This is a genomic window from Nocardia sp. NPDC049935, assembly GCF_055586645.1.
The window spans coordinates 158081-170243 of sequence record NZ_JBVJHV010000001.1 but is presented as its reverse complement, the minus strand read 5'-3'; the positions used below and the strand labels follow the sequence as shown (position 1 = coordinate 170243).

General features: G+C 69.9%; 12 protein-coding genes. 5 read left to right on the top strand and 7 right to left on the bottom strand.

Annotated features, from left to right (window positions below; genetic code table 11):
- Positions 1-49: 49 nt before the first annotated feature.
- The 4 genes from dapF to ACZ6SF_RS00825 are packed head-to-tail and all read right to left on the bottom strand — an operon-like array spanning position 50 to position 3562.
- Positions 50-958, bottom strand: a complete 909-nt coding sequence (gene dapF, locus ACZ6SF_RS00840; RefSeq protein WP_466059487.1) for a diaminopimelate epimerase — start codon at positions 956-958, stop codon at positions 50-52.
- Between the two features lie 50 nt (positions 959-1008).
- A complete protein-coding gene (locus ACZ6SF_RS00835; protein WP_466059485.1) occupies positions 1009-1842 on the bottom strand; it encodes a TrmH family RNA methyltransferase in 834 nt (277 codons plus the stop codon).
- Positions 1839-2801 carry a tRNA (adenosine(37)-N6)-dimethylallyltransferase MiaA gene (miaA, locus tag ACZ6SF_RS00830; RefSeq protein WP_466059483.1) on the bottom strand — a complete coding sequence of 321 codons (963 nt, stop codon included), beginning with the start codon at positions 2799-2801 and terminating at the stop codon, positions 1839-1841. Before miaA ends, ACZ6SF_RS00835 begins: the two co-directional genes overlap by 4 nt.
- A complete protein-coding gene (locus tag ACZ6SF_RS00825; RefSeq protein ID WP_466059481.1) occupies positions 2798-3562 on the bottom strand; it encodes a class III extradiol ring-cleavage dioxygenase family protein in 765 nt (254 codons plus the stop codon). The genes miaA and ACZ6SF_RS00825 overlap by 4 nt, the downstream gene beginning before the upstream one ends.
- A gap of 387 nt (positions 3563-3949) precedes the next feature.
- On the opposite strand from ACZ6SF_RS00825, the gene ACZ6SF_RS00820 reads away from it, so the two are divergent.
- Complete coding sequence (locus ACZ6SF_RS00820) at positions 3950-5338, top strand: DUF349 domain-containing protein (RefSeq protein ID WP_466059479.1); 1389 nt, start codon at positions 3950-3952, stop codon at positions 5336-5338.
- A gap of 45 nt (positions 5339-5383) precedes the next feature.
- On the opposite strand, the gene ACZ6SF_RS00815 is transcribed toward ACZ6SF_RS00820, so the two are convergent.
- Positions 5384-5965 (bottom strand): Rv2732c family membrane protein, encoded by a 582-nt coding sequence (locus tag ACZ6SF_RS00815; protein ID WP_466061301.1) that lies wholly within the window; start codon positions 5963-5965, stop codon positions 5384-5386.
- 197 nt (positions 5966-6162) lie between these two features.
- Positions 6163-7719, bottom strand: coding sequence for a tRNA (N6-isopentenyl adenosine(37)-C2)-methylthiotransferase MiaB (gene miaB / locus ACZ6SF_RS00810; protein ID WP_466059477.1), 1557 nt, complete (start codon positions 7717-7719; stop codon positions 6163-6165).
- Positions 7720-8081: 362 nt separating this feature from the next.
- Between miaB and ACZ6SF_RS00805 the strand changes: the two genes are divergently transcribed.
- The 4 genes from ACZ6SF_RS00805 to ACZ6SF_RS00790 all read left to right on the top strand — a co-directional run bounded on the left by ACZ6SF_RS00805 (position 8082) and on the right by ACZ6SF_RS00790 (position 11408).
- Positions 8082-8810 carry an amino acid ABC transporter ATP-binding protein gene (locus ACZ6SF_RS00805; RefSeq protein WP_466061300.1) on the top strand — a complete coding sequence of 243 codons (729 nt, stop codon included), beginning with the start codon at positions 8082-8084 and terminating at the stop codon, positions 8808-8810.
- A 105-nt stretch (positions 8811-8915) separates the two neighbouring features.
- The gene (locus ACZ6SF_RS00800; RefSeq protein WP_466059475.1) at positions 8916-9755 is read left to right on the top strand and encodes a glutamate ABC transporter substrate-binding protein; all 840 of its coding nucleotides are present in this window, start codon (positions 8916-8918) and stop codon (positions 9753-9755) included.
- A gap of 133 nt (positions 9756-9888) precedes the next feature.
- A complete protein-coding gene (locus ACZ6SF_RS00795; protein WP_466061299.1) occupies positions 9889-10518 on the top strand; it encodes an amino acid ABC transporter permease in 630 nt (209 codons plus the stop codon).
- A complete protein-coding gene (locus ACZ6SF_RS00790; protein ID WP_466059473.1) occupies positions 10515-11408 on the top strand; it encodes an amino acid ABC transporter permease in 894 nt (297 codons plus the stop codon). The genes ACZ6SF_RS00795 and ACZ6SF_RS00790 overlap by 4 nt, the downstream gene beginning before the upstream one ends.
- Positions 11409-11601: 193 nt before the next feature.
- On the opposite strand, the gene recX is transcribed toward ACZ6SF_RS00790, so the two are convergent.
- Positions 11602-12135, bottom strand: coding sequence for a recombination regulator RecX (recX, locus tag ACZ6SF_RS00785; protein ID WP_466061298.1), 534 nt, complete (start codon positions 12133-12135; stop codon positions 11602-11604).
- Positions 12136-12163 lie beyond the last annotated feature (28 nt).

Here is a 12163-nt window from a genome sequence, read left to right as displayed (position 1 = left end):
GCTGCCACCGATGCGCTGGTCGGCGCATGTGAATTTCCCGCTCGCGGCCTTATCCGGCGTTCCACCAGTCGGCCGCGAGACTGCCGTCGGCCACCAGTTCGGACGGGCCGCGCAACCAGGCCGCGCCCGCGCTCAACCCCACCCGGACCTGTCCGCCGGGAACCCGGACCGTCACCTCACCGGTGCCCGTCGCCAGCGGGAAACCGGTCGCGGCCAGCGCGGCGGCCGCCGCGGCGACCGTCCCGGTCCCGCACGAGCGGGTCTCCCCGACACCGCGTTCGTACACCCGCATATCCACCGCGCCGTCGGCGTCGAGACCGGTGAGGATCTCGACGTTGACCCCACGCGGGAACATATCGGGGTCGAAGCCGGGCGGGACCGTCAGATCGAGTTTGCCCAGCGATTCCGCCGTGAGCGTGCTGTCCACACAGGCCAGATGCGGATTGCCGACATCGATCCCCAGTCCCGGATGACCCCATCCGGCCAGCGTCGCGGTGGATTCGCCCAGCACCCGCACCGGTCCCATATCCACGGTGACCTCCCCGTGCACCTGCCCGGCGGAGTGCACCACGACCGGGCGGCCGCCGGCGCGGCTGCCCACCACGAACCGGTCCTCGGCGGTGAGACCGCGGGCCCGCAGGTAGTGGGCGAACACGCGGACACCGTTCCCGCACATCTCGGCGATCGACCCGTCGGCGTTGCGGTAGTCCATGAACCAATCGCCGGAGCCCACGCCCGCGGGCAGCCCGGGCAGGACCCCGGCGTCGACCAGCGCACCGGCCCGCGCCACTCGCAGCACACCGTCGGCGCCCAGGCCGCGGCGCCGGTCACACAGCGCGGCCACCCGGGACGCGGTCAGCTCGAGCCGGACCCCGGGGTCGGCAAGCAGCACGAAATCGTTCTGGGTGCCGTGACCCTTGGTGAATTCGACCGCTGTCTCGGTACTGGTGCCCGCCAAGTCCTCGCTCTTCCGTCTGGGGCCGGCCGCGCGGCGCGGCCGGGCTCGTCTCATCTGGCAAACGTCCGGCGCTGCCGGGAAATTTCGTAGAGCGCCACCGCCGCCGCCGAGGGCGCGCCCAGCGAACTGGCGCTGCCTCCCATCGGGACGGTGACCGTCTCATCGCAGGCCGCGAGCCACGCGGCACTCATCCCGGCGGTCTCGTTGCCGACCACCAGAATCGTGGCATCGATCAGATCATGATCGAAGATCGCCCGGGCGCCCCGTTCGTCGGTACCGACCACCTGTGTCGGAATACCCCGGGCGACCTGCCGGTCGCGGAAGGCCAGCACCTCGTCGGGTCCGGCCGCCCGCAGAACCGGTACCGCGAACAGCGATCCGGTCGAGGCCCGCACGCACCGCGGGTCGTACTGGTCGGCCCCGTGCCCGGTGACCACCACCGCCGACGCGCCGAACGCGTCCGCGGAGCGGATCAGCGTGCCCAGATTGCCCGGCGAATTCGGGCGATCGAACACCACCACGACCGGAGCCTCTCCCGGCTCACCGGCCTCGTAGGCCGCCAGATCCGCGGCACCGTGTTCGGCGACCGCCACCAGTTCGGGCGCACCGCCGGTCTTCTCCCCCAGATCCGCCATCAACTCCGGCGCCAGCCCGACCGCCGGGACCTCCGCCGTATCGAGGATTTCGCGCGCCCAGCCGGACAGTTCCGGCTCACCCAGCCGGTACAGCAGGGTCTCCAGCGGCCATCCGTGGGCCAGGGCCTGGGTGATCGGGCGGACTCCGTGCACCAGGAACCGCCGGTCGCGGTGCCGTTTGGTGCGGTTGTCCAGATAGGCCGTCCATACCTGGACGGCGGCATTGCGACTGTGGATCTGCCGGGTCACGGCCGGGTTCGCTCCTTCGCTGCGGGACCGGGCAGGAGCGGGCCGGACTCGTCGGTGAGCAGCGACAGCGCGATGCGGGCCGCGTCCGGGGCGGCACCGTCGACCCAGCGCACCCGCCGGTCGCGCCGGAACCAGGAGCGCTGCCGTCGCACGTACCGGCGCGTCCCGATGAATGTCCGCTCCTGTGCTTCCGGCAGACCGTACTCGTCGTCGAGGTGCGCGAGCACCTGGGCGTACCCGATCGCCCGCCGCGCGGTCTGCCCACGGCGCAGCCCCTGGTCGATCAGCGCGCGGACCTCCCCCACCAGCCCGGCGCCGAACATCGCCTCGGTGCGCGCGGCGATCCGCCGGTCCAGGTCGTCGGTATCGCGATCCACGCCGAGAATACGGGTTCCCCAGCGCGGCTCACCGATCACCGGGGCGGACGCGGCGAAGGGTTTCCCGGTGAGTTCGACGACCTCCAGCGCCCGCACCATCCGCCGGCCGTCGGTCGGCAGGATGGTGGCCGCGGCGACCGGATCGGCCCGGCGCAGCGCCTCGTGCACCGCCGCGACACCCCGACCGGCCAGCAGTTCCTCCCAGCGCGCCCGGACCAGCGGATCGGTCGCCGGGAACTCCCAGTCGTCGAGGAGGGCCTGGACGTACATCATCGAACCGCCGACCACGACCGGTACCCGCCCACGGGCCATGATCGCCTCGACATCCCGCGAGGCGGCGGCCTGATAGGCCGCGACGGTGGCGGTCTCGGTGACCGCCAGGACGTCGAGCTGATGATGGGGGATCCCGCGCCGCTGCTCCGGCGCCAGCTTCGCGGTCCCGATATCCATCCCCCGGTAGAGCTGCATCGCGTCGATGTTCACGATCTCGCCGTCGAGATGCTCGGCCAGATCGAGGGCGAGATCCGATTTGCCGGTGGCCGTGGGCCCGACCACCGCGACCGGGCGGAGCGGCCCGGTCACCGCTGTCCGCCCCCGGGCCGCCACAGCCCGGCGTAGTAGCCGACACCGAACGGCGCGTCGCGGTAGCGCTCGACCACCGCGGGCGCCGCGGTATCGGCGGCGAAGAAACCGGCCAGTGCCTGATACGCGGCCCGGCCGGACACCATGAGATCGGCGCAGAGATCGGGATCGAGTGCCAGCAGGGCGGCGTGGTCACCGGCGGCGAGCGCCCGCTCGAGTTCGGACTGGGTGGCCGCCGCTCGCGGGTCGAAGTACCCCGGCGCGGCCTGCGACAGGGTCGCGGCGCCGTCGGCGACGACGAGCACACCCTGGGGTTCGTCCACCGCGTCGAGTTCGGCCCGCAGTTTCGCGCCGATCTCGGCGCAGTGCTGCGCCGGGCCGCCGGCCGCGATCACCTGGGCACGGGCCGTCGCGTGCGGCGCCACCGCGCCCCGCAACCAGCCCGCGACCAGCACCGCCAGCGGTACCTCCGGATCCGGACGTCTCGATCCGGTCCCCGGACCGCCCAGCGATACCGTCACATCGCGGCCGAATCCCCGGAAGGTGCCCACGGTATCGGCGTCGTAGACCCGATCGGACCCGCCGACACCCAGCACGGTCCACTCCGACGCCGCCTCGGCCAGCGCCGCGCCCACCCCGAGTACCTCCGACCGCAGCGCGCTGAGGGTCGCCTCCGGCGCGGAATCCACGCCCGCCGCCGAGCCGCACAGCTCGGGAACCAGAACGGGCGGCGAGGGGACGAGGGCCGCAAGACAGAACACGCAGTCAACCGTAGCCCGTGACCGCCCGGCCCGGACCCGGCCGGTACGCCCGCCGGCGTCGCCGTCGTGGACGAGCTACGAGTGTCTCTCCCGGAAACCGGGTCGCAATTGCTAGGGTGCGAAGTACCCGGACCAGGTCGCAGCGGGTCCGGAACCGCAGGTCCGGCCCTATGCCACCCGTTCGGTAGCGGGTACGCCCGGATCGCGGCGGTACCGCCACCGGAGGGCGTTCGCGGCGGCCGGCTCGGCGGGTACGGCGGTGAACAGGTTGGTCAGAACGGGCAGACGTAGCCAGAATGAGCGGGCGTAGCCAGAATGAGCAGAGCATAGCCAGAATGCGCAGCGCGTAAACCAGGCAGCCGTGACGCGCGGCAGGGACGAGGAGCAATGACCCACAGCAACGGAACCGCCAAACCCGGCCCGGGGACTCCCGGTCGCCCGTCCACCGCTCCGAAACCCCGTAACCGTCCCAAACCCGGCGATATGCACCCCTCCCCCGCGGCGATGAAATCGGCGACTCCGGCCACCGAGCATCCGCATCCCGTGGTGGTACCCACCGCCACCGACCCCGCTCGGTGGGGCCGCGTCGACGAGGACGGCACGGCCTGGGTGAAAACGGCCGACGGCGAACGGGTCGTCGGATCCTGGCAGGCCGGGGACGCCGCGGAGGGCCTGGCCCATTTCGGCCGCCGGTTCGACGATCTGGCCACCGAGGTCGCGCTGCTCGAGGCCCGGCTCGCCGCCGGGACCGATGCCCGCAAGACCAAGGCCGCCGCGGTCGCGCTCGCCGAAACGCTGCCCACCGCGGCGGTGATCGGCGATATCGATGGGCTGACCACCCGGCTGCGCGCCATCGCCGAACATTCCGACGAAGCGGCCGCGCACGCGAAAGAGGAGAAGGAGCGCACCCGGCACGAGCACACCGAGCGTAAGGAGACGCTCGCCGCCGAAGCCGAGGAGATCGCCGCCGAATCCACCCAGTGGAAGGCCGCGGGCGACCGGTTGCGCGAGATCCTCGACGAGTGGAAGACGATCCGCGGGGTCGATCGGAAGGTCGACGACGCCCTGTGGCGGCGCTATTCCAAGGCCCGCGAGGCCTTCAACCGGCGGCGCGGAGCCCATTTCGCCGAACTCGACCGGGAGCGCGCGGCCGCCAAGGTCCGCAAGGAAGAACTGTGCGTCCGGGCCGAGGAACTCTCCGGATCCACCGATTGGCCCGGTACCGCCGCGGTGTTCCGGGAACTGCTGGTCGAGTGGAAGAACGCCGGCCGCGCCCCGCGCGAAGCCGACGAGGCGCTGTGGCGCCGGTTCAAGAGCGCCCAGGACGTCTTCTTCGCGGCCCGCAACGCCGCCGCTTCCGAACGCGACGCGGAGTTCGCCGATAACGCGACGGCCAAAGAGGAACTGCTCGGCAGCTACGAATCCGCCATCGACCCGGATTCCGATCTCGAGGGCGCCCGCGCGGCACTGCGTGACCTGCAGGAACGCTGGGACGCGATCGGTAAGGTCCCGCGCGAGCGGATGCACGACCTGGAGGCGCGGCTGCGCGCGGTGGAGAAGCGGGTGCGCCAGGCCGCCGACGCCCAGTGGCGCCGCACCGACCCCGAGGCGCTGGCCCGCGCCGCGCAGTTCCGCGAACGGGTCGCCCAGTTCGAGGAGCAGGCGGCCAAGGCCACCGCGGCCGGGAAGACCCGGGACGCGGAACGCGCCCTCGAACAGGCGAAACAGTGGCGGGAGTGGGCCGAGGCCGCGGAGGGCGCGGTCAGCAACCTCTGAGCGCCGGTTCCGCCTGCCGCGGGTGCCCCCGGTGGCAGGCGCCGATCAGTCCTCGCCGAGCCGATGGCGGCGCTGTCGCTCTTCCTCCCGAGCGGCAGCGATTCGCCGCTGTTCCTCGGCGGCCAGCTGGACCGCGGTACGACTCCACACCACCTTCACCCAGTGGAAGGTGAGCACCATGATCGCGAGGGTGCCGAGTACGAGACCGATTCCCGGACCCGCACCGATGTAGTTGTTGAGGCCGGGGGTCTGCCGATGCCAGATCGAGAAGACTCCGAAGGCGCTCGCGATCGCCGAGCCCGCGACCGCGATCCAGGCCAGTACCCAGCGCCGGGTCATCAGCGCCAGCAGCGAGAACCCGATTCCGAACAGCAGTACGAACCAGACGAATATCCGCGACGGCAGACCGATGTGCTCGGCGGTGGCCGCCTCCGATCCGAGCAGCACGTCGAATCCCCGGGCGCCGCCGGCATGGGGCAGGACCAGCGAGAGCAGCAGCACGAACACCGCACCCGCCACCACCATGGCCCGCACTCCGGGATCGATCTCACCCGCGATCCGGCGCTCCACCGCGTCCAGATCGTCGCGGAACTCCTCGAATTTCTCGGTGGCCTCGGCCGGGTTCACATCGTCCTCGTTTCCATCGGCTGATTCGTTCGCGCGGTCTCCCGCGGCTGATCCGGCACCGCTGCTCCCGCCGGCCGATGCCGGACCGGCGGCCGCGCGCCCACCGGCGGGGGAGTCTGTCGCACCCGGGTCCGCCGCGTTCTCGGCTTCCGGATCGTGCTCGGGCTCGCGGTCCGCACTGTCCCCCGCGGGGGTCGTCATATCCCGCATCCCGAAGCGCACCCCGAGGCCGCGACCGGCTCCGGTTCGGGCGCTCCGATCCGCGGCAGACCGAGCCCCACGCCGATGGGAGCGGTTTTCGGGGTGGTTCCGGCCTCGTGCGCGTCACCGGCCCGGGTACGCCGGTGCGCGCGGACGCCGGAGTCGGCGACCAGGTGATGCGGCGCGGCGCCGGTCACCCGCACCGTCACCAGATCGCCGGGCCGGATCGCCTCGGCGGCGCCCTCGGGCCGGAAATGCACCAGCCGGCCGTCGCGGGCGCGCCCGCTCATCCGGGCCGTGGCGGCGTTCTTCTTCCCGGCGCCCGCGGCCACCAGCAGTTCCACCTCGGCGCCCACCAGATCGTGGTTGGCGTCCAGGCAGATCTGCTCCTGCAGGGCGATCAGCCGGTCGTAGCGCTGCTGAACGACCTCCTTGGGCACCTGATCGGCCATCTCGGCCGCCGGTGTCCCGGGCCGGGGTGAGTACTGGAAGGTGAAGGCGCTGGTGAACCGGGCCTGCCGCACCACGTCCAGGGTGTCCTGGAAATCCTCCTCGGTCTCGCCCGGAAAGCCGACGATGATATCGGTGGTGATCGCCGCATGCGGCATGGCCGCCCGGACCTTCTCGATGATGCCCAGGAAGCGGGCCTTGCGGTACGAGCGGCGCATCGCTTTCAGCACCCGGTCCGAACCGGACTGCAGCGGCATATGCAGTTGCGGGCAGACATTGGGGGTCTGCGCCATCGCCTCGATGACATCGTCGGTGAACTCGGCCGGATGCGGCGAGGTGAAGCGGACCCGTTCCAGCCCGTCGATCCCGCCGCAGGCGCGCAGCAGTTTCGCGAAGGCGCCGCGGTCGCGTGGCTGATCGGGATCGGCGAACGACGCCCCGTAGGCGTTGACGTTCTGCCCCAGCAGCGTGACCTCCACAACGCCCTGCTCCACCAGGGCCTGTACCTCGGCGAGAATATCGCCGGGACGCCGATCGACCTCTTTTCCGCGCAGCGACGGCACGATGCAGAAGGTGCACGTGTTGTTGCAGCCGACCGAGATCGACACCCAGCCCGCGTACGCCGACTCCCGCCGGGCGGGCAGGGTCGAGGGGAACGCCTCCAGCGACTCGAGGATCTCGACCTGCGCCTCGTCGTTGTGACGGGCCCGCTCCAGCAGTACCGGCAGCGCACCGAGATTGTGCGTCCCGAACACCACGTCCACCCACGGCGCCTTGCGCACCACGGTGTCGCGGTCCTTCTGCGCCAGGCAGCCGCCGACAGCGATCTGCATACCCGGCCGCGACGCCTTGACCGGCGCGAGGTGGCCCAGGGTGCCGTACAACTTGTTGTCGGCGTTCTCCCGCACCGCGCAGGTGTTGAAGACGACCAGGTCGGCCGTCGCCCCGGGCGCGGCCCTCGTATAGCCCGCATCCTCGAGCAGGCCGGACAAGCGTTCGGAATCGTGCACGTTCATCTGGCAACCGAAGGTGCGGACCTCGTAACTGCGCGCGCCGGCCGGCTCGAACCGAATGGGCGACGCTACCTGTCCGATCGAATCCACGCGTCCAGGGTACGGGCCGCCGTCCGGACCGGTTCCGGCAGATCGGCGCTCCCGGGTACCCGCCGCGACCTGGGCCGCGTCGTGTCTGTGCGCCCCGTCACTCGGCGAACGGCTATCCTACGGTTTTCGGTGCCGCGATCCGGCGCCGCCGGGGAATACCCCGAAAGCGGGCAAATCGCATCGGAGCGAACCCGTTACGCTAAATGATCATCGGGTTAAACCCGGATATCCGTGCGGTGTGGCGTATAGGCGTGTCGCCGGAAGGTCCGCAAATCCGGGAAAACCGGCATAAGGTTTGGTTCATGATCGACGCCACCGATGCCGACGCGCCCGAAGCAGCCGGCAATAACGCCGTGCCACCGATGATCTCTGTACGCGCCGTCGACAAACACTTCGGTGCCCTGCATGTACTGCGCGATATCAATCTCGAGGTGCCCCGCGGGCAGGTCGTCATCGTGCTCGGCCCGTCCGGCTCCGGCAAGTCGACGCTGTGCCGCACGATCAACCGTCTCGAACCCATCGACTCCGGGGAAATCCTGGTCGACGGCGTCAAGCTGCCCGCCGAGGGCAAGGCACTGGCCGCCCTGCGCGCCGATGTCGGCATGGTGTTCCAATCGTTCAACCTCTTCGCCCACAAGACGATCGTCGAGAACGTGATGCTCGCGCCGATCAAGGTGCGCGGGACCAAGAAGGACGAGGCCCGGACCCGGGCCATGGAGTTGCTCGACCGGGTCGGTATCGCGAACCAGGCCGACAAGTACCCGGCGCAGCTCTCGGGCGGCCAGCAGCAGCGCGTGGCGATCGCCCGGGCGCTGGCGATGAGCCCGAAGGTGATGCTGTTCGACGAGCCGACCTCGGCCCTCGATCCCGAGATGGTGAACGAGGTCCTCGAGGTCATGGTGTCGCTCGCCAAGGAGGGGATGACCATGCTGGTGGTCACCCACGAGATGGGTTTCGCCCGGCGCGCCGGGGACCGGGTCCTGTTCATGGCCGACGGGCAGGTCGTGGAGGACACCGATCCGGAGACGTTCTTCAGTGCGCCCGAATCCGATCGCGCCAAGGATTTCCTCGGCAAGATCCTGAGCCACTGAGCCGTCGCCCGGCCCGCGACCCCCGGTCGGGCGCCGGCGCATCCGCCCGTCCGGGCACAGGCACACGCGATGGCACAGCGCCATCGAGATGAGGGAAGGAAATCGATGAGGATCAACCGAGCATTCCGCCTCGCGGTCGGTGCGGTCGCCGTAGTCGCCACCGTGGCCACCACCGCGGCCTGCGGCGGAGGTAGCGATAAGACCGCGCTGGAGAACGCCCAGGAGGGCGAGCTCACCATCGGCATCAAATACGATCAGCCCGGGCTGGGCCTGCGTAACACCGACAACACCTACAGCGGGTTCGATGTCGAGGTGGCCAAATACGTGGCTTCCAAACTCGGCGTCCAGCCCGATGCCATCACCTTCAAGGAAGCTCCGTCCGCGCAGCGCGAAACCCTGATCGAGAACGGTCAGGTCGATTTCGTCGTCGCCACCTATTCGATCACCGACTCCCGTAAGGAGAAGGTCGATTTCGCCGGGCCGTACTACGTCGCCGGGCAGAGCCTGCTCGTCCGTGCCGACAACAACGAGATCAAGGGTCCGGACGATCTGGCCGGGAAGACCGTCTGCTCGGTGACCGGCTCGACGCCCGCGCAGAACATCCAGAAGAAGTACCCCGACACCCAGCTGCAGACCTACGACACCTACTCGCTGTGCCTCGAGGGCCTCAACAGCGGCGCGGTGGCGGCCGTGACGACCGACGACATCATCCTCGCCGGTTACGCCTCGCAGTCCCCCGGCAAGTACAAGGTCGTGGGCGAGCCGTTCACCACGGAGAACTACGGCATCGGCGTGAAGAAGGGTGATAAGGAGACCCGCGACAAGATCAACGACGCGATCGAGGAGATGATCTCCTCGGGCGCCTGGGCGACCGCCTTCCAGGACGTGGTCGGCAAGGCCGCGAGCTACGAGACCCCGGAGGCCCCGAAGGTGGACCGGTACTGACCCACCGCACCGCGGGTCCGGGCCGGATACCGGCCCGGACCCGCGATCGGCCCAATCCGCCAATCGGAGGCGCGTAACCACTGTGTTCGATTTGATCTCGGAATACGACACCCAGTTGCTCGAGGCATTCTGGATGACCATCAAACTCACCCTGCTGTCCACGCTGGGGGCGCTCGTGCTGGGCACGATCGTGGCAGGGATGCGGGTCTCGCCGGTTCCGGTGGCGCGGTGGGCCGGCACGGCCTATGTCACCGTGTTCCGCAATACCCCGCTCACCCTGATCCTGGTGTTCTGCTCGCTGGGTCTGTACTCCACGCTCGGGATGAATCTGGCCTCCGAAGGTCCGACGTCGCTGGCCGACAACAACTTCCGCTGGGCGGTCATCGGATTGAGCGTGTACACGGCGGCCTTCGTCTGTGAATCACTACGCGCCGGCATCAACACCGTACCGCTGGGACAATCCGAGGCGGGACGGTCGCTGGGTCTCAGCTTCCTGCAGAACCTGCGGATCATCGTGCTGCCCCAGGCATTCCGCTCCGTGATCGCCCCGCTGGGCAGCGTGTTCATCGCGCTGACCAAGAACACGACGGTCGCCTCCGCGATCAGCGTGGCCGAGGCCTCGTTCCTGATGAAGAACATGATCGAGACCGAGGCGGCGCTGCTGTCCATCGGCGCCATCTTCACGCTCGGTTTCGTGATCCTGACGCTGCCGGCCGGACTGCTGTTCGGCTCCCTGGCCAAACGATTCGAGGTGGCACGATGACGCGCGAGGCATCTGTTCTCTACGACGCGCCCGGCCCGGTCGCCAAGATCCGCAATCTGATCTACTCGGTCGTCATCCTGGTCGCGGCGATCGCCGCCGGGTGGTTCGTCTACCGCGGGTTCGCGGACAAGGGCCAGTTCACCGCCGAGAAATGGGAACCCTTCCTGGACGGCGCGGTCTGGAGCACCTATATCCTGCCGGGTCTGCGCGGCACGATCGTCGCGGCCGTGCTGTCGATCGTCTTCGCGCTGATCCTGGGTATGGCCTTCGGTATCGCGCGGCTGTCGGACCACGCGTGGGTGCGCTGGACGGCCGGTACCGTCGTCGAGGTCGCCCGCGCCATTCCGGTGCTGATCCTGATGATCTTCCTGTTCGCGCTGTATTCCGAATACGACCTGTTCGATTCGGAGTATCTGGCGCTGGCCGCGGTGGTGACCGCGCTGACGATCTACAACGGATCGGTGATCGCCGAGATCGTGCGTGCCGGGATCCTGTCGCTGCCGAAAGGGCAGACCGAGGCGGGTGTGGCGCTGGGGTTGCGCAAGGGCCAGCTGATGCGGCTCATCCTGCTCCCCCAGGCGATCACCGCCATGCTGCCGGCGCTCATCTCGCAGATGGTGGTGGCCCTGAAGGATTCGGCGCTCGGTTACGTGATCACCTACGAGGAGGTCGTGCGCAGTGCCCAGCAGCTCGGCGCCGCCGAATCGAACACCATCCCGGCGCTCATCGTGGTCGCGATCATCATGATCGTGCTCAACGTGCTGCTCTCCACGACCGCCACCTGGCTGGAGAAGCGGCTGCGCGCCGGTCGCCGCAAACGCGGCGGTGCGGTGGTGGCGGCGGATTCGGTCGTCGCCGATGCCGCGCCCGGCCTGGATCTGCGCAAGTAGGTCCGGCGGGTAGTCCACACAGCACGGTGGCCCGGAGCAGTCGCTCCGGGCCACTGTGCTGTCCGGACGCCGGGCTCCCGGCTGCCGACGCGATCGGCCGCACGGATATCGACGGTGCCGGGCAAAGTCGACGGCCGAAGGCGCTGCTCACTCACCCCGGGGCTGCCGGACGAGGTCTTCCGGAGAGATACCGTCAGTCGACGGGGGGAGGTTCGTCGACGGTGGCGCCGGGATTCGCCGCGTCCCACTCGGTCGTGACCACCGAATACGCCACCTGATGGCCGTAGCCGCGGCGAGCGAGCATACCGACGAGCCGGCGCAGCGCCTTCTCCCGGTCCAGGCCCGCGGGCAGGGTCCGCAGTTTGCGCCGGACCAGTTCGGTGGCGCGGTCGTACTCGTCATCCGGTGTGACGGTGTCCAGCGCGGCCTCGGCGTCCTCAGGGGCCACACCTTTGCGGCGCAGCTCCTGGGCCAGCGCCCGTTTACCCTTCCCGGAGAAACCGTGCCGCTCCCGCACCCACTGCCGGGCGAAATCGGCGTCGTCGATCAGACCGACCTCGGCCAATCGTTCGAGGGCCCCCTCGGCCACATCGGCCGAGTAGCCCTTCGTGACCAACCGCTGGGCGAGCTCGGCCCGGCTCCGCGCCCGGACCGCCAGTAACCGCAGGCACGCCTCCTTGGCCTGCTCGACGGTTCCGCCCGGCTCCTCGCCACTCGGACCGCCCACGCCCCGCTGCCGGCGGGCAGGCCGTCCG